Raw genomic sequence first — 17,740 nt, forward strand, 5'->3', positions numbered from 1 at the left:
GCGCAGCCATTTTCCTCGGCACACTCGCCCCAACTCCCAGAGCCATCTAGAACAGGGCCGAAAGGTTTTTGCTGCAAATCCTCCCTTACCAGAAGCAGCACCCCCCGGGCCCAAAAGTTCGGGAAGCATAATTTTATTCTGCAACCTAAAAAAAATATTGACTTCTTAACCGCACCTTTTTATTATTGCCCCTCGTCAGCAGCAAAACATCGAAAACACCACGGAGAATACGCATGCCAACAGTTCTGCTTCGCGAAATGCAGAAAGACCAGTCAGGCACCATTACCGCGGTTAAGGTCGGCGGCGAGCTTGGCCGCCGCATCCGCGACATGGGCATTGTCCCCGGCACCCGCATCACCATCATGGGCCGGGCTCCCCTCTACGACCCGGTGGCGATCCGAATCATGGGCGGCACCCTGACTCTGCGCAACACCGAGGCAGACTATATCGAGGTGGAAATCGCCTGATTTCCCCAAGGAAGCAAGAACATGGCAACAACCATCACCATAGCCCTGGCCGGCAATCCAAATGCGGGCAAGACCACCCTGTTCAACACCCTGACCGGCGCCCGCCAGCATGTGGGCAACTACCCCGGCGTCACCGTGGAAAAGAAAGAGGGGGGGTACACCTTTCCCACCGGCGAAGTAGCCACGATCATCGACCTGCCCGGCACCTATTCCCTCACCGCCTATTCGGTGGAAGAGGTTGTGGCCCGCGATTATCTGGTACAGGAAAAACCCGATGTGGTCATCAATATCACCGATGCCTCCAACCTGGAACGCAACCTCTATCTTTCCGCCCAGCTCCTTGAGCTCGGGGTCCCCATGATCATCGCCCTCAATATGATCGATGTTGCCCGGGATCGCGGCATCACCCTTGATGCCCAGAGGCTCTCGGCTCTGCTCAAGGTCCCGGTTGTCCCCATCATTGCCCGCTCCGGCAAAGGCACCCCCGAGCTGATGGAGGCCGCCCTTGAAGTGGCCCGCGAAAACGGGCCCTGGAATCCCCTCCATATCTCCTACGGCGAAGACGTTGATCTCGCCCTGCAGACCATGGCGCAGCAAATCAGCACTTCCGACTTCATGACAGACAACTACACCCCCCGCTGGCTGGCCCTCAAGTACCTGGAAGGAGACAGCCAGATCCAGGAAAAAGGGTATCGCCACAACCCGGTTGTTGACGCGGAACTCAAGGAGATTGTGACCCGGGTCGGTGAACACCTGCACAAGACCATGGAAACCTATCCGGAGGCGATCATTGCCGACCACCGCTACGGGTATATCAAATCCGTGCTCCGCCAGGAGGTGATCACCCATAAATTCGACATCGACCGGCTCCATGCCTCCGACCGGATCGACAAGATCCTGACCAATCGGTTCATGGGACCGCTCATCATGCTCGCGGTGCTTCTCGGCCTCTACAAATTCACCTTCACCTACAGCCAGCTGCCCGTTTCCTGGCTCGAGGGATTTTTCGGCTGGCTGGGTGACAACCTCAACACCTTCCTGCCGGACGGCCACCTGAAATCCATGCTCATCTCCGGGGTTATCGACGGAATGGGCGGGGTGCTCGGCTTTGTCCCCCTGATCATGTTCATGTTTTTCGGCATCGCCATCCTCGAAGATTCCGGCTATCTGGCCCGGGTCGCCTTCATGATGGACCGGGTCTTCCGCCTCTTCGGGCTGCACGGCAGTTCGGTCATGGCCTACATCGTCTCCGGCGGCATTGCCGGGGGGTGTGCCGTGCCCGGGGTCATGGCCGCCCGCACCCTCCGCTCCCCCCGCGAACGGCTGGCCACCCTGCTCACCGTTTCCTTCATGAACTGCGGGGCCAAGCTGCCGGTGCTCGCCCTGCTCACCGCCACCTTTTTTTCCAAAAACCAGGCCGCGCTCATGTTCCTTTTGACCCTGCTGGCCTGGGCGGTGGCGCTCACCGCCGCCAAGATCCTGCGGCTCACCGTCTTGCGCGGCGAATCCACCCCCTTTGTCATGGAGCTGCCGCCCTACCGTTTTCCCACCTTCCGGGGATTGCTCATCCACACCTGGGAACGGACCTGGCAGTATATCAAGAAGGCGGGCACCACCATCCTGGCCATCTCCATCCTGATCTGGGCCATGATGACCTTTCCGGGGCTGCCGCAATCGGAAGAGCAGAATTTCGCCCGCCAGCGCCAGGAGGTTGCCGCCTCTTTGGTCCAGCCGGAAGAAGCCTCGCAACTGAAAGCAAAACTGGCTGCCCTTGACACCGCCCGGGCAGGAAGCGCTCTGCGCCATTCTCTCGCCGGCAGGCTCGGCATCGCCATGGAAGCAGTCAGCTGGCTGCCCGGCTTTGACTGGCGGACCAACATTGCCTTGGTGGGCGGATTTGCGGCCAAGGAGGTCATCGTCACCACCCTGGGTACGGCATACTCCTTGGGAGAGACAGACCCGGAGGCCAACGCTTCCCTGAGCGAAACCCTGGCCCGAGATCCGCACTGGAACCCGGTGGTGGCCCTGGCCCTCATCGTCTTTATCATGTTTTACGCACCCTGCTTTGTTACGGTGGTATGCATCTCCAAGGAGTCCGGCTCATGGAAGTGGGGAGTTTTTTCCATCTGTTTCAATACCGTCTTCGCCTTTTTGCTGGCGACCCTGGTCTATCAGGCCGGGCGGGCGCTGGGGTTTACCGGATAAAACAGAGAGCGCGGAGGATTCGCCATGTGGCAAAATATCATTATCTCCTGCATCATAGTGGCCTGCGCCTTTTTCCTCGGGCGCAGAATCTTTCGCCAGCTCACCGGCAAGCAATCGGGCTGCAGCTCCGGCTGCAAGGGGTGTAACGACCCAGCAGCGGGCTCCGACAGCTGCACAAAAGCCAAGGCGGACTTTCCCAAGAAAACCGATGGCTAACCTGCCGCACATTCCATCTTTTTTTCACCTTTGCGCCACGCTTCCGAGCCACCGCAGCAATGCGGCCAGAAAGAAATCCGATTTTCTCCCCTGAACCCCGTCCGCCAATTTTCAAGGAATATCGCCGCACCCCCTCTTTTTCGAGTACAATGCCGGACAAACAGAAATACCTATTAGGGAGGATCCATGCTGAGCAACTTTGAATCTTGGCTCACAAGCCAAGGTCTTTCGGAGGGTCTTGCCCAGGCTCTGGAATTTTCCGCGGCCCTGGCCGCCCTGCTTCTTCTCGCCCTGCTTACCGGCTGGGCCGCTCTTCGCTTTCTCGCCCCCCTGTTCGAAAGAACGGCGCAACGCAGCAGCAGCAAGTGGGATGACACCCTGGTCGAGCGCCTTTTTTTCAAACGCTCAGCCTATCTGCTCCCCAGCTTGGCGGTCTATCTGGCCTGCGACCTCATCTACCCGCCGGCAAGCCCTTCCGGTACCCTCTTCAAGCGCGCGGCCCTGATCCTCTTTGTCATCATCAGCGTCCGGGTCCTGGACGCCTTCCTCTCTGCACTGCACGACATCTACCGGTTGCATGGTGCCGACAGGGCCAAACCCATCCGGGGCTACATCCAGGCCGTTACCATTCTCGTCTACATCATGGCCGGTATCTTTATCGTGGCCATTGCCACCGGCCAGTCTCCCTGGGGCATTCTCACCGTCCTCGGCGGGCTCACCGCCGTCTTGCTCTTGGTGTTCAAGGATACCCTGCTCGGCTTTGTCGCCAGCATCCAGCTTTCCACCAACGACATGGTCCAGGTCGGCGACTGGATTGAGATGCCGAAATACGGGGCGGACGGCGAGGTGATCGATATCTCCATCAATACCATCAAGGTGCGTAACTGGGACAAGACCATCGCCACCATCCCGACCTACGCCTTGGTCTCGGACAGCTTCAAAAACTGGCGCGGCATGGCCGAATCCGGCGGCCGCCGCATCAAACGGGCCCTGTTGCTGGACATGAATTCGATCCGGTTCTGCAGCGAAGAGATGCTCCGCCGCTTTGCCCACATCGAGCTGCTGACCCCCTACCTCACCAGCAAGGGAACAGAAATTGCCGCTTACAACGCCGAACACCATCCCGATCCCAGCAGTCGCCTCAACGGCAGACAGCAGACCAATATCGGCATTCTTCGCGCCTACATCATCGCCTACCTCAAGCATCACCCGCAGATCCGGCAGGACATGACCTTTCTGGTCCGACAGCTGGAGCCCACCCCCCAGGGGTTGCCCATGGAAATTTATGTCTTCAGCCGTCAGCAGGCCTGGGCGGATTACGAGGCGGTCCAGGCCGACATTTTCGACCATATCCTGGCCGCGGTGCCTGAATTCGGCCTCCGGATCTTTCAGTTCCCCGCCGGCCACGATCTGAAAGGGGTGCTGCATCCTTAGCGCTAGATCGTTGCGACAGGCAAACAAATCGGTTATACCGATCCTTGCCATCCAACATATAAATGCAAAGGATCAGTTGCCATGGACCTGCACCGCCTGGAAGTATTTTGCAAGGTTGTCGAACTGAAGAGCTTCACCAAGGCCGCCGAGGCCATTTTTCTTTCCCAGCCCACGGTGAGCGAACATATCCGCAGCCTGGAAGAAATGCTCGAAGAACGGCTGGTGGACCGGTTGGGCCGTGAAGCGCTGCCCACCCCGGCAGGCCAGCTTCTCTACAAATACGCCCGCAAGATCCTCCGCCTTCGCCAGGAAACCATCCAGGCCATGGCCGATTACCGCGGTGCCCTGGCCGGACATCTCGCCCTCGGCGCCAGCACCATCCCCGGAGCCTATATTCTGCCCCAACAGATCGGCGCCTTCAAAAAACTCCACCCCGCCATCCAGATCACCCTCTCGATCAGCAACTCCCGCACGGTGGCGGACGGAGTTCAGAATGGCGACACGGAATTCGGCGTGGTCGGCGCCCGCTGGAGCGACCCGGCCCTCGAATGGCAGGAGATCCTGGAAGACGAACTGGTCCTCACCGTCTATCCGAGCCACCCTTTTGCCAGGCTAAAGACAGTGGAGCCCAGCCGGCTTCTCGACGAACCGATGATCATCCGGGAACGGGACTCCGGCACCCGCCGGGTCGTTACCCAATTGCTCGAAAAATACCTGGATCTCGCCCGCTTGCAAATTGTTGCCGAAATGGGCAGCACCGAGGCGGTCCGCCAGTCCATTAAGTCGGAGGTCGGCATCGCCATCCTCTCCCGCCGGGCCGTGGCCGAGGATATCGAGCGCGGCTCCCTGGTGGCGGTGCCCTTGCGCAAGATCCGCCTCTCGCGCCCGTTTTATCTGGTCACCCGCAAAAACCGACACCCTTCGCCGATCTGCAGTACCTTTCTCGATTTTTTGCAGCAACCGCCCGTGTTGACTTAAATCAAGGCATCCCGCCGCCTTCCGCGCTATCCTGGCCAGACAATCTTACTCTGAGGTGAACCATGCAGTGGGACAAAGATGCGGAACAGGCGGTGGGCAAGATCCCTTTTTTCGTTCGCCAGCGCGTGAAAAAAAGAGTGGAGGCCGAGGCGCAGCAGAGTGGTGGTGCCAGGGTAACCATGGCCCATGTTGCCGCCTGCCAGCAACGCTACCTGCACCATCAGGAAGAGGAAGTGAAAGGATTCTGCCTGGAGGCGTGTTTCGGCCAAAACGGCTGCCCCAATCGCATCGACACCGGGGAGAATCTGGCGGGACGACTCGAAACCCTGCTCGGCACACACAACTTGAAAGAATTCATGCAGAGCCGGGTCTCCGGCCCGCTCAAGCTGCACCACAAGTTCCGACTCACCATGGCAGACTGCCCCAACAGTTGCTCCCGCCCGCAGATTGTCGATATCGGCCTGATCAGCGCCGCCCTCCCCAAATTGACTGAGACCGCCTGCTCCGGATGCGGCTCCTGCCTTAATGCCTGCCGGGAAGAGGCGATCACCCTTGCCGGGCCGGAAGCCGCGCCGCAGTTCAATTGGCAACGCTGCCTGGCCTGCGGCCAATGCGCCAGGGCCTGCCCCACCGCCACCATCGCCCAGGGGTGTACCGGCTACCGCATCCTCTTGGGCGGCAAACTGGGCCGCCACCCGCAACTTGGCCAAGAACTGTCCGGGATCTTTTCTGCGGAAACCACCCTGGCCATCGTCGACGCCTGCCTCGCCCATTTCAAGGCGGAAAACAAAAAGGGGGAACGATTCGGCGAGCTGCTCAACCGCACCGGCGTCACCTTTCTCGCCCCCTATACCATCTTACCCCCCCGATGAATATCTCCGGAAAATTTCAGCACCATCTCCCCTATAAACTTGTTGCCGAACAGGACAATCTGCGTTATAAATCCGAACTCATTCATGCGCCCGTAGCTCAGCTGGATAGAGTGTCGGACTACGAATCCGCAGGTCGCACGTTCGAATCGTGCCGGGCGCACCAGTAAATTCAAGGATTTAGAGGTTTTCCTCTAAATCCTTTTTTTTTGCTCCCCCGCTTCATCCTGCAGCCTAAAATTTTAACCCTGTCAAGCGACACAGACACAGGGGACTTCTCTTTGGTTCTTCATTTACCAGAACCACCACGGCCACAGGACAACATGCAGAGCATCACGAACGGACAACCCCTATGGAACTTGGCAATAAAACCGTTCGACCTGGCTTACACGGCACCCTTACAGATGAAGAGGGCAAAAAAATAATTCCCCCCGAGGGGTGGGGCTTCCTTCCTGCAGGCGATGCCGGAATCACCAAGAAGGTAACCGCCCAGGGAATTTTCTGGCGAGTACGGACACAAATAGGCCGGCGCATCATCACCAAAGGTATCTGGGCACCGGCAGAAACGATAGCTCTGGCCAAGAAAGTGGTTGAGGAGGTCCGTTCAACGGCGGCACACAAAAACAAATTAGCCGGTGCCCGCCAACGCAGGGACAAGAAACAGGCCGAATACGAAAAGGAGTTTTTCCTTGAAATCCGCTCCTTTCTCGCGTTCACCCCAAGACATCACGATTCGGAAAAAGAGATGGCGCTGGCTATTACCGCGCATGCGGTCCCTGTTGGCAGCGGAACGGTGGCGCGGACAACCACGATTCCCGTCGCAGAGCGGGCGGCAAAAGCGGTGCTCGCATGGATGCGGCATCAAACCACCGATTATGAAGCCATGCGGATCCCTATAATAAAAGGAAAAAGACAGGAAATCAGAAGAATGCTGGCCGGTCGATCAGCAGAGTTGCTCAAGGCGTATCGAGAAGACCTCGAGCCCTCTCCTGCCTGCCCATTACAAAAAGCGCTGGAAAAAATCAAACCAACCACAGAGAACATTCCTTCATGAAAAAGTCTCAATACATAGTTTCCCCCGCAACAAAATGGGAAAAGACCATCTGGGCCTGCGACAAGTGCAAGAAGAAGAACACCCAATTGATTCTCTTGGGGGAATGGAGATTGATAGACAGGAGCATTGATTCCGAGCCCTGTGATTTGTGTACCTTACCAGAAGAGGATGTGGCGTGATCGAGCCTTTCCCGCCCAAAAGCAAGACAATTGGGAGTGGCAGAAACCGGCGAGAAAACAATTTCGAGCCAGCTGCCGCTACAAACCCATTTGCTTGCATCATCTTTACGGAATGCTGCTTGATTCTCGCCTAAGGAGCAGATACTCTACTTTCTTTTGATCCCCCAAAAGAGGGTTTGAGGCAGGCAACCATAAGAACCATTGTGAAGGGTGCCGTGGAAAAAAACGCAACGAAAAGCACCACCATCCGCCATCTTCTCCGCGCCCTCCGTTCCAGAAACTACCGCCTCTTTATCGCCGGCCAAGGCATCTCCCTGGTCGGCACCTGGATGCAGCTGGTTGCCATGAGCTGGCTGGTGTATCGTTTGACCGGATCCGCCATGCTTTTGGGGGTTGTTGGTTTCGCCAGCCAGATTCCGACCATCTTCATCTCTCCTGTCGCCGGCGTACTCGCGGACCGCTGGAAACGACACCATCTTTTGCTCGTGACCCAATCCCTTGCCCTGTTGCAGGCGGCCTCCCTTGCCCTTATCGTGCTGAGCGGAACCGTGCAGGTCTGGCAGATCATCTTGCTGAGCCTGATCCTGGGGGTTGTCAATGCCTTCGACATCCCGATCCGCCAATCCTTTGTCGTCGAGATGGTCGAACACCGGGAGGATCTGAGCAACGCCATTGCCCTCAACTCCTCCCTGGTCAATGGCGCCCGCCTTATCGGCCCGGCCATCGCCGGCATCCTCGTTGCCTCGGTGGGAGAAGGGATCTGTTTTGTCCTCAACGCCATCAGCTACCTGGCCGTCATTGTGGCCCTCGCCTCCATGCGTCTCCCTGCCGCACCTCCTCGTCCGCACCCCAGGCGCCATATCCTCCATGAACTGTCCGATGGTTTCCGGTACGCCTATACCTTTGCGCCGATCAGAAGCATTCTCCTCCTCCTGGCCCTGATCAGCCTCATGGGAATGCCTTATTCCGTGCTGGTCCCTGTCTTTGCCAAGGATATCCTGCATGGCAACGCCCACACCTTCGGCTTTCTCATGACCGCCGCCGGCAGCGGGGCCCTGCTCGGCACGCTGCATCTCGCCTCCCGGCACAGCGTTCTCGGACTTGACCGCCTGATTGTGCTGGCTACGATTTTTTTTGCGGTCGGCATCGCCACCTTTGCCCTGTCCAGCAACTTCACTCTCTCGCTGGCGGCACTGGCGGTGGCGGGATTTGGCGCCATGACCCTGGTCGCTTCCTGCAACACGGTTCTGCAAACGATTCTGGAGGAAGACAAACGCGGCCGGGTAATGAGCTTTTTTACCATGGCGTTCATTGGGGTAGCGCCGTTTGGAAGTCTTGGCGCCGGATCAATGGCTGAGATTCTCGGACCCCGAAACACCCTGCTGCTCGGCAGCATCGGTTGCCTTGTCGGGGCGGCGGTTTTCACCCGCCACCTCCCGCAGATCCGGGAGAAAATACGGCCGATTTATCTCCGCATGGGAATTATCCAGGAGGTTGCCACCGGGATGGCGACGGCGACAGAACAACCGCCATTGCCGGGAGATGACGGAGGCCAAGAAGGCCGCCTTGAAACAAGAGGGAAAGACGTATACTGAAAGCATATTACAGATCCGCAACACGCTCGGGAGATTATATTTTCGTTCTTTTCGTCCAGTGGCACCTTGGCGGATGACCTGTTTTTGTTCGCCTCGTTCGGTTTTGTCGTGGTGTGTTCCATCATTTTTTTTGCCTTACGACATCTGCACTTGCCCGCCTGCACTATTGGACGAACACGATTGATGCCCTCTTCTGGTGTTCGCTTACCATACTGGTCTTAGCGGGCTCCCATGGTCGTTTATTCATTTCTGTAGCGGGCAACCCCGTTTCAAAAGGGGTTGCACCTGACCCAAAGGCACAGATCTCACCCACCCTTAGGGGTTTCGGGCCTAATGCTTTTCAATTCAATGGGCCGTCCGGTTCTTCAAGAGCTTCCCGTCCTGCATCTTCGGGGCTTGAGTCAGGCTGGTCCGAGGGAACTTGTTATCGCCGGCAAATTCTCTCGCCAACTCGGGTTCATTTGCCTCGGCAAAAGTAACTGCCGCCATCAGCCGGTCAACATAGGTCAGAATGGTCTTCATGACGCTTCTCCTTAGGTTTTTGATCTCTTGCCTGAAACACGGGAATTGTTCATCCACTGTCTCTTTCATTGAGCAACAAGCGTGCCACTCAACCAAAATCACATTTTGCCTTGTAATCTCGACAGGTTATTGCTGTTTTATTCCCATTGGGCAGATATTTCATTTTTGCAACACGACTCCGACAAAAAACAACAAAACCTTGTAATATCAGCGATAAACGGAGTGCTACACTATGAAAATTTATGTTGCCAAATGCAACTTTCCCAACACCACCGCTTGCTTTTGGCGAACCGAATACAATTCGGATGTCCGTTACTCCACGGTTACTGCCTGCAATGCGACTAGGCGTTGAATTTCTTGACTTTTAATAGGATATCGAGAAGGATATGATACTAATTCCTAAAGATAAAATGAACCGCAGGATACTTGATGAAAACGACTAAGAGCGCATCCTGCCTGGAGGACGTGGTTTGAGCCACAAAAAACACACCTTCCTGGTGGTGGAAGACAACCTTTCCACCCTCACCATGCTCGTCAACATGTTGCACAATCTTGGCTACAAAAGCGTCCTCACCGCCAGAAACGGTAGGGAGGCTTGGGAAACAATCCAATCCTCCCTACCCAAGGTGCAAATCGTTCTCTCGGACATGCTCATGCCGGAAGAGGATGGGCTGCAACTGCTCCAGCGCATCAGGAATTCGGAAGAATACTGGCACCTGCCCTTCATCATGGTCACCTGCGTCGATGACATGAACCGGATCATGTCCGTGACCGAAGAGCACATCGACGCCTATCTGGTCAAACCCGTCACCGAATCACTCCTCCGGCAAAAAATCTACTCGGCTATTAAAAAGGCATACGATCCCGATCCGTACCACCGCGCCCTGTTCAATGGCAAAAAAAGCCTGCGCCAGGGAGAGCTCGAGAACGCCATCCAATCCCTGGAAGAAGCCCGAGACCTGCAACCGGGACAGTCCGCCACCTATTTTCATCTTGCTCAGGCAATGGAAAAAGCCGGCAAGATGGACGAGGCCGAGACGAACTACAAGCTCTGCAAAGACTCCAGCAACGACCTCTATGTCAGGTCCCTGGACGGGCTGGCCCGGATCTACCGCCACAAGGGCGATCACGTCAATGCCCTGGAGGTCCTCAGACAAGCGATCGAGATCTCTCCCAACGCCCCGGATCGGCATATGGATCTTTCCGGGCAACTCAAGGCCGTGGGCAACACCGGAGAAGCAAAAGCCTCCCTGGCCACGGCGCTGAAACTTGCCAGAAAGACGGCAAACCTGCCCCACAGGTATATTGAAGCCTGCCTGGACCTCGGCATGGACGCAGAGGCGGAGAAGATCATGCAGCGAAGCATGGGCGGGGACATGGAGGACATTGTCCTTTTAAACCAGATGGGCATTGTCTGCAGACGGCGCAAGGAGTACGAACGGGCCCAAAAATACTACACCCGGGCCTTGAAGATCGCCCCTGATGACGAATCCCTCAACTACAACTATGCGGTACTGCTCGTCGACCTGAAAGAGTATAAGAACGCCCGCAACTATCTCTACCATGTACTTCGGCAAAATCCGGAATCCGAAAACGCGCTCTCCCTCATTATCACACTGGATAAGCGCGAAGCGTACTAAACACCAATCAGCCGCCAATACACGTCCAGACCTCAATTTTCTCCGCCACACCCGGAATTATTCCGTACAGCCACACCGTTCCCGCAAAGCATTATCCGCAAAAATACACCCTTCCGGGAACTGCTGCCCCAACGCCCCCCGTATTTTTTCCGTATTGACTCGACTCCCGGGCCTTGGTTATGGTGCGCCTAACTTAAGATTTCTTCGATATTATTTCGCCCGGCAGCCTCCGCCGATACTATAAAAAAAATTTGGCGACAGGTGCCGGAGAATCGCCGGACAGCCAAAGAGCCTTTTATGAAAAAAAACGCCTCCGAAGAAATCAAAAAGCAGCCCTCCGCCACGGATGAGGTCCTCTTCTACAAAAAAAAGGCCGAGGCCCTACGCAAAAGCGAGCAACGCTACAGGGATATTTTTGAGCAGGCCAATGATCTTATCCATTCGGTGAATACGGAAGGCAACATTCTCTACGCAAATAAACTCTGGCGCGAGACCCTTGGATATTCAGAGACAGAAATAAAAAGCATGAAAATTTTTGACATTGTGGACGCCAGCTGCCAGGCAAAATGTGAATCGATTTTTAGCTGTCTCATGAAAGGCCACCAGTGTGAGCCAACGGAAACAATATTTAACGCAAAAGATGGGCGAAAATATGTCGTGGAAGGGCGCTGCAGCCCTAAACTCGAAGACGGAAAACCGGTGGAACTTCTCGGCATTTTCCGCGATATTACTGCACGCAAACTCCTTGAAAATAAAAAAGAATCCCTTATCGCCGAGCTCACGGACGCACTTTCCAAGGTAAAAGCCCTGGAAGGGATCCTGCCCATCTGTGCCTCCTGCAAGATGATCCGCGATGAAAACGGCGACTGGCATCAAATTGAATCCTATATCCGGGCTCGCTCCCTCGCGGAGTTCACCCATGGGATCTGCCCGGACTGCATTAAAAAATGCTATCCTGATTTTAGTATCAGCGAGTGAAAATACCCCCTCGCCGAGAAGATCCGACATTCTGCCGCTCAACCTCTCTCTTCCATTCCGGACGGTTTTGTAATAATATTGGAGGGTATTCTTCCCTGAATCACTTTAACAATAAAGTCCCACAGTCCCGGGGAGAGGACAGACAAAAACAGAACGTTATCCTCACAATAATGCCAAAATAAACCGAGGCCGGATTTGCCCACAGAGCGACCGTGTTTCTTGGAAGGACAACCATGCATTGCTGGGATTTTCACAACTGCGGAGAAAAGAAAAAAAACTGCCCGGCCTTTCCTGTTTCAGGGAAGAACTGCGCCTTGCTGGCCGGCACCATCGGCTCAGGCCAACCCCTGTTCACCTTTGCCCAGAAGAGCGAACGGTGCCTGCGCTGTGCCTTCTTCCACAGCGAACATTACGCCGAGGAGTTTGAGGGCGCCCTTGAGCATGAACCGTTTTAACACTAAAGCATCTTTGTTTTTTCATGGGGTTATGGGCTCTTCCATACCCAATTTTTTTGCAAAAAACTTCCTCCCTCAACGCGAATATTGAAAAAAACGGGCAAATTCAGGCAAATAGGGTTATCATAGCGTCCATTGTGCCACTTTAGCAGAGGATCAGCTCCTCAGACAACCGCACACACTGCCTCTCCAGCCCTTTAAAAACCAGGAGATTTTTTTCATGCGCCTTCCCTTCAGCCGACGCTCGTTCCTTAAGGCCTCGCTCCTGACGACCCTTGCCTTCCTCCACCCCGGGACAACACAGGCCAGTTTTTTGCCAAAAAAGCAGCCCTCGGGCAGACTGAATCTCTACAACATCCATACCGGTGAAAAACTCAACACCACCTATCGCGACCCGGATGGCACCTATAATCCGCAAGCGATCAACGAACTGAACCGGCTGTTGCGCTGCCACCATACAAACGAGCAGCACCCCATCGATCTCCAGACCCTGGATTTTCTCGATCAGGTAAACACCCAGCTGGGCAGCACCAACGAGATCCATGTGATCTCCGGCTTCCGTTCGCCGAAATACAACGACTACCTCATCAGCAAGGGGCACAAGGTGGCAAAGCACAGCCTGCACTTGGAAGGACGCGCCATCGACATCCGCATCCCGGGCACCGCCCTGTCCACGCTCCAGCGTACCGCACTCTCGTTCCGCCTTGGCGGGGTCGGCTATTACCCAAGCGAGGATTTCGTCCATATCGATTCAGGATCCTTCCGCACTTGGTAAGCCAACCCAAAAAAGCATCTGCCCCCAGCGCCCTTGCCCTGAGCCTCTGCCGCTTTTTCTGCTTGGCGCTGGTGGTTATTGCCCTGTTTGCCGCTCCCGCACTGGCGGCAACGGAAGCTTCCCCGCCATTGGGAGAGCTCTGCCTGCTCCCGGCGCTGGAGAAGTCCCTGGCCCAGTATCGCCATCTTGCCGAGCAGGGCGGCTGGGTCCAGGTTCCTGGTGGTCCCAGCCTGCACGAAGGGGAGAAAAACGAACGCATCCCTGTGCTGAAAAAACGGTTGCTCACCAGCGGAGACCTGACTGCGACCACAACTCAGGAAGATCTCTTCGACCCCCTCCTCACGGTGGCGGTGCAGAGATTCCAGACCCGGCACGGCCTCACCGCCGACGGGGTTGTCGGCCCGAAAACCCTGGCCGAACTCAATGTCCCCATCAGCGAACGGATCCTGCAACTCGCCGCAAGCCTGGAGCGCTGTCAGCCGCTGCCGCAACTGCTCGAACCCCGCCATATCCTGGTAAACATCGCCGACTTCACCCTCAAGCTGTTCGAGGATGGCAAGCCCGTCCTCTCCATGCCCGTGATTGTCGGGAAAACCTACCGGCAAACCCCGGTGTTTTCCGGGCGCATCGCCACTCTGGTGCTCAATCCGAGTTGGGAGGTGCCGCACTCCATCGCCACCAAGGATCTGCTGCCGAAAATCAAAAAAAACCCGGCCTCTCTTGCAAAATTACACCTACGGGTTTTCCGCGACTGGAAGGGAACCACAGCCATTGACCCGGCCACCATCGACTGGACAAACCTTTCTGTAGCGCACTTTCCTTACAGGCTGAGCCAGGCCCCGGGCCCGGACAACGCGCTCGGCCAGGTAAAGTTCCTCTTTCCCAACCCCTACGATGTCTACCTGCACGATACCCCGGCCCGCGAGCTCTTCCAGAAAGACGCCCGCACCTTCAGCTCCGGCTGCATCCGCCTGCACAGGCCGCTGGAGCTGGCGGTGTACCTCCTCAAAGGCACCCAGCTTGGCTCCATGGATTCCCTCACCGCGGCCATCGCCCGGGAAAAAACGCAGTACATCACCATCCCCGCACCCATCCCCGTCCATATCGTCTACATGACCGCCTGGGTCGATCCTGAAGGCACGGTTCAGTTCCGGCCCGACATCTACCATCGGAATCCGGTTCTTTAACAGGGTTTTCCACAAAGGGTACACAAAGAAGAGAGGCTGGGCCCGCTTGCGATGCTCAGCCCCTGCTTGAGATGACGATCCCCAGCACGATGAGGAACAAGCCGACAACCTTGTACAGGGTGACCTGTTCGCTGAGCAGGATGGCGGAGGCGAGAAAGACCAGGACAAAGTTGAGTCCCATGAACGGATAGGCATAGCTGAGGTCGAAGGCGGTCATGGCGGCCATCCAGCAGAGCGAGGCCAAAAAAGCCGCGACAAAGCCGCTCATGATGAAGGGATCGAAGAACAGCTTGAGGAGAAAAATCAGCTTGGGGAGCATCTCAGCGGGCAGAGCCCCGTGGAAGGGGATCCGCCACTTGATCACCAGCTGGCCGTACACGGTAAAAAGTATCGTCCCAAAGATATAGAGATGTGCCATCAGTTTTTCTCGCTCCATTCCTTGATTTTCCCACAGACCGTATCGATCTCTGCCCCGGTAATGCCATAATAGAGGGGCAGCCGAATGAGTCGCTCGCTTTGACTGGTGGTGTAAATATCCCTGCCGGAAAAACGCCCGTATTTCAGGCCGGCCACCGCGCTGTGCAAGGGCACATAGTGGAACACCGCCCAGATGACCGCTTTTCGATAAAGCTCCAGCAGCGCGGTGCGCTCTTCTAGGTCCTTGACCTTGATATAGAACATATGGGCATTGTGCTGGCAGGTTTCCGCGACCACCGGCAGTTCGATGACCCCGGCCTCGGCAAAGGGGCTCAATTTGTCCCGGTAGGCCAGCCAACTGGTGAGCCGGTCGCTGTTGATCTTCTCCGCCATCTCCAGCTGTCCCCAGAGATAGGCGGCCTGAAGCTCGCAAGGCAGGTAGCTGCTGCCGATATCCACCCAGCTGTACTTGTCCACCATGCCGCGAAAAAACTGGCTACGATTGGTCCCTTTTTCCCGAATGATCTCGGCCCGCTCGGCAAAACGGCCGTCGTTGATGATCAGCAAGCCGCCCTCGCCGCCGCTGGTGTAGTTCTTGGTTTCATGGAAGCTGTAGGTGCCGAGATGGCCGATGGTGCCAAGGGGCCTGCCCTTGTAGCGGCTCATCATCCCCTGGGCCGCATCCTCGATGACAAACAAGCCGTACTTCTCGGCCAGGGTCATGATCACGTCCATCTCGCAGCCCACCCCGGCATAATGCACCGGGACGATGGCCTTGGTCTGCGGGGTGATCGCCGCCTCAATCCGGGTTTCGTCGATGTTCATGGTGTCGGGACGGATATCGACAAAAACGATGCGCGCCCCGCGCAGGGCAAAGGCGTTGGCGGTGCTGACAAAGGTGTAACTCGGCATGATCACCTCATCGCCAGGCTCGATGCCGATGAGGATCGCGGCCATCTCCAGGGCATGGGTGCAGGACGGGGTGAGCAGGGTCTTCCGGCAGCCGAGCTGCTCTTCGAACCAGCGCTGGCACCGCTTGGTGAACGGGCCGTCGCCGGAGAGCTGCGGACTCTTCATCGCCTCAAGGACGTACTGCTCTTCGTTGCCGGTGTGCGGGGGCTTGTTGAAGGGGATCATCGCTCTACTCGCTTCATGAAATTGATGGCGTTCTTGCCCTGGTTAAACAGCAGATCCACAATGCTCACCCCATGCTCAAAGGGGGGAAAGAGCTGGGGGTATTCGGGATAGCCGCTGTAGTCCATCCATTCCACCGCTATTCCCGCCTCCGTAAAAATCGCGACATCCAGATAATCAGAAGCCGCAGGCCCGCTCAGGTAGCTGGTCGCGCCCAGGCTCTGGCATAAGGCCAGCAGCCGCTCGCTCTTGCCCGGAGCCAGGGTGAATTCGCTGGAACAGCGGATGGTGGTGGTGATCCCAAGGAGCGCGTTGATGGCGGTGATAAATTTTCGATTTATCTCGCTGAGATACACCTCGGTACCGCCCAGGTACAGTTCCGCAAAGACATCCTTGTACTCCTTGAAATGCGCAGCCTTGGCGTAATTCTGGGCAAGCGTCTTCCAGTGCTGCTTGTGCCAGAGGGGGTTACTGATCTTGGTCTCCCGGATCGTCTGGGCCAGGGTTTCCTGCCGGACGGGGATGGTAAGCCAGGCCACGCCCTCCCGGGTCTTGATCTTGTTGCGGTTGCGCCAGTCGTTCTTGGTGTACTGCATGTCATCGTAAAGCACGAACTCGTCAACGCTGCGGATCAGGTCGAAATACCCCTTCCAGGGGATATAATTGGACTGGAGAATGGCGACCTTCTTCATGGGTTTGGCTCGATATTGACGGCTTCCTGGATAATGTAAAGCGGCCGCCCCTTGGCCTCGTCAAAGATCTTGCCGATATAGAGTCCCAAAATCCCCAGGATACCGAACAACAAGCCGAACATGAAAAACATCGAAACCATCAGGCTGGTCCAGCCCTCGGTGACGTCGCCGTAGAGAAAAAATCTCAGGAAAAGCCAGAGAGCATAGAGCATGCTGCCCAGGGAAATAAAGAAGCCCAACTGAATGAAGAGCCGCAACGGCTTATTGGAGTGGGCCACGATGGAGTCGATGGCGAGATTGATCAACTTTGTAAAATTGTAGGACGATTTGCCGTACAAGCGATCATCGTGCTCCACCGGAATCTGCGTTCGCCTGAAACCGGCAATCTTCACAAAGAGCGGGAAGGAGCGGTTCTGCTCCCGGTAGCGGTTGACGGTGGCGATCACCTGGCGGGAAAAGATACCGAAATTGGCGATGGTATTGTCGTGTTCCGTGTCGGTAAAATACTCCAGCACCCGGTAAAACATCCGGGAGGCGAGCTTCTTGAAAAAATTATCCTGCCGCTCCACCCGTTGGCCGAAAACGATGTCGTACCCTTCCATGGCCTTGGCATAGAGCTTAGCGATCTCCTCGGGCTTGTCCTGCAGGTCGCAATCCATCACCACCACCCAGTCGCCCTGGACATGATCGAGTCCGGCGGTAATGGCGTAATGCTGGCCGAAATTGCGGGAGAGGTTGATCCCCTTGATCCGCGAATCCTGCCGAGCCAACGTCTGGATCTGCTCCCAAGACCCTTGGGGGCAGGCGTCATTGACCAAGATGATTTCAAAATCATCGGTGATGGGAGCAAGGGTAGCAGCAACCCTTGCGCAGAGCGCTCCCAGACACTCCCTGCATCCGTACACCGGAGACACCACGCTGATCTTTACAGGACTGGACACGG

18 protein-coding genes and 1 tRNA gene are annotated in these 17,740 nt (G+C 56.4%); 14 read left to right on the forward strand and 5 right to left on the reverse strand.

Annotated features, from left to right (window positions below):
* Nucleotides 1-233: 233 nt before the first annotated feature.
* From OLX77_RS02960 to OLX77_RS03000, 9 genes are all read left to right on the forward strand, one after another.
* The gene (locus OLX77_RS02960; protein ID WP_307632095.1) at nt 234-467 is read left to right on the forward strand and encodes a FeoA family protein; all 234 of its coding nucleotides are present in this window, start codon (nt 234-236) and stop codon (nt 465-467) included.
* Nucleotides 468-488: 21 nt separating this feature from the next.
* A complete protein-coding gene (gene feoB / locus OLX77_RS02965) occupies nt 489-2,672 on the forward strand; it encodes a ferrous iron transport protein B (protein ID WP_307632096.1) in 2,184 nt (727 codons plus the stop codon).
* A gap of 24 nt (nt 2,673-2,696) precedes the next feature.
* Complete coding sequence (locus tag OLX77_RS02970) at nt 2,697-2,888, forward strand: FeoB-associated Cys-rich membrane protein (protein ID WP_307632097.1); 192 nt, start codon at nt 2,697-2,699, stop codon at nt 2,886-2,888.
* Between the two features lie 186 nt (nt 2,889-3,074).
* Nucleotides 3,075-4,322: a mechanosensitive ion channel family protein gene (locus tag OLX77_RS02975; protein ID WP_307632098.1), complete on the forward strand. Its 1,248-nt coding sequence runs from the start codon at nt 3,075-3,077 to the stop codon at nt 4,320-4,322.
* 81 nt (nt 4,323-4,403) lie between these two features.
* Entirely contained in the window at nt 4,404-5,300 is an 897-nt protein-coding gene (locus OLX77_RS02980; RefSeq protein ID WP_307632099.1) for a selenium metabolism-associated LysR family transcriptional regulator, read from the forward strand.
* Nucleotides 5,301-5,362: 62 nt separating this feature from the next.
* Nucleotides 5,363-6,172, forward strand: a complete 810-nt coding sequence (locus OLX77_RS02985; RefSeq protein ID WP_307632100.1) for a 4Fe-4S binding protein — start codon at nt 5,363-5,365, stop codon at nt 6,170-6,172.
* 86 nt (nt 6,173-6,258) lie between these two features.
* Nucleotides 6,259-6,335 (forward strand) — tRNA-Arg (locus OLX77_RS02990).
* A gap of 186 nt (nt 6,336-6,521) precedes the next feature.
* On the forward strand, nt 6,522-7,223 hold the full coding sequence (locus tag OLX77_RS02995; protein WP_307632101.1) for a DUF2293 domain-containing protein: 702 nt from the start codon (nt 6,522-6,524) through the stop codon (nt 7,221-7,223).
* Nucleotides 7,224-7,617: 394 nt separating this feature from the next.
* A complete protein-coding gene (locus OLX77_RS03000) occupies nt 7,618-8,997 on the forward strand; it encodes an MFS transporter (protein WP_307632102.1) in 1,380 nt (459 codons plus the stop codon).
* A 345-nt stretch (nt 8,998-9,342) separates the two neighbouring features.
* Here the strand turns inward: OLX77_RS03000 and OLX77_RS03005 are convergent, their stop codons facing one another.
* Nucleotides 9,343-9,519: a hypothetical protein gene (locus tag OLX77_RS03005; RefSeq protein ID WP_307632103.1), complete on the reverse strand. Its 177-nt coding sequence runs from the start codon at nt 9,517-9,519 to the stop codon at nt 9,343-9,345.
* Nucleotides 9,520-9,989: 470 nt separating this feature from the next.
* Here OLX77_RS03005 and OLX77_RS03010 point away from each other — a divergent pair, with 470 nt between their 5' ends.
* From OLX77_RS03010 to OLX77_RS03030, 5 genes are all read left to right on the forward strand, one after another.
* Entirely contained in the window at nt 9,990-11,159 is a 1,170-nt protein-coding gene (locus OLX77_RS03010) for a tetratricopeptide repeat protein (RefSeq protein ID WP_307632104.1), read from the forward strand.
* 297 nt (nt 11,160-11,456) lie between these two features.
* Nucleotides 11,457-12,137: a PAS domain S-box protein gene (locus OLX77_RS03015; RefSeq protein ID WP_307632105.1), complete on the forward strand. Its 681-nt coding sequence runs from the start codon at nt 11,457-11,459 to the stop codon at nt 12,135-12,137.
* Nucleotides 12,138-12,370: 233 nt separating this feature from the next.
* Nucleotides 12,371-12,592 carry a two-CW domain-containing protein gene (locus tag OLX77_RS03020; RefSeq protein ID WP_307632106.1) on the forward strand — a complete coding sequence of 74 codons (222 nt, stop codon included), beginning with the start codon at nt 12,371-12,373 and terminating at the stop codon, nt 12,590-12,592.
* Nucleotides 12,593-12,812: 220 nt separating this feature from the next.
* Nucleotides 12,813-13,367 carry a YcbK family protein gene (locus tag OLX77_RS03025; protein ID WP_307632107.1) on the forward strand — a complete coding sequence of 185 codons (555 nt, stop codon included), beginning with the start codon at nt 12,813-12,815 and terminating at the stop codon, nt 13,365-13,367.
* Nucleotides 13,361-14,554, forward strand: coding sequence for a L,D-transpeptidase family protein (locus OLX77_RS03030; protein ID WP_307632108.1), 1,194 nt, complete (start codon nt 13,361-13,363; stop codon nt 14,552-14,554). The genes OLX77_RS03025 and OLX77_RS03030 overlap by 7 nt, the downstream gene beginning before the upstream one ends.
* A gap of 55 nt (nt 14,555-14,609) precedes the next feature.
* Here OLX77_RS03030 and OLX77_RS03035 read toward each other — a convergent pair whose 3' ends face one another.
* The 4 genes from OLX77_RS03035 to OLX77_RS03050 are packed head-to-tail and all read right to left on the reverse strand — an operon-like array spanning nt 14,610 to nt 17,738.
* On the reverse strand, nt 14,610-14,972 hold the full coding sequence (locus tag OLX77_RS03035) for a DMT family transporter (RefSeq protein WP_307632109.1): 363 nt from the start codon (nt 14,970-14,972) through the stop codon (nt 14,610-14,612).
* A complete protein-coding gene (rffA, locus tag OLX77_RS03040; protein WP_307632110.1) occupies nt 14,972-16,108 on the reverse strand; it encodes a dTDP-4-amino-4,6-dideoxygalactose transaminase in 1,137 nt (378 codons plus the stop codon). Before rffA ends, OLX77_RS03035 begins: the two co-directional genes overlap by 1 nt.
* Nucleotides 16,105-16,797 carry a WbqC family protein gene (locus OLX77_RS03045; protein WP_307632111.1) on the reverse strand — a complete coding sequence of 231 codons (693 nt, stop codon included), beginning with the start codon at nt 16,795-16,797 and terminating at the stop codon, nt 16,105-16,107. The genes rffA and OLX77_RS03045 overlap by 4 nt, the downstream gene beginning before the upstream one ends.
* On the reverse strand, nt 16,794-17,738 hold the full coding sequence (locus OLX77_RS03050; RefSeq protein WP_307632112.1) for a glycosyltransferase family 2 protein: 945 nt from the start codon (nt 17,736-17,738) through the stop codon (nt 16,794-16,796). The genes OLX77_RS03045 and OLX77_RS03050 overlap by 4 nt, the downstream gene beginning before the upstream one ends.
* Nucleotides 17,739-17,740 lie beyond the last annotated feature (2 nt).

It is taken from the genome of Thiovibrio frasassiensis (assembly GCF_029607905.1).
GTDB classification, from domain to species: domain Bacteria; phylum Desulfobacterota; class Desulfobulbia; order Desulfobulbales; family Desulfurivibrionaceae; genus Thiovibrio; species Thiovibrio frasassiensis.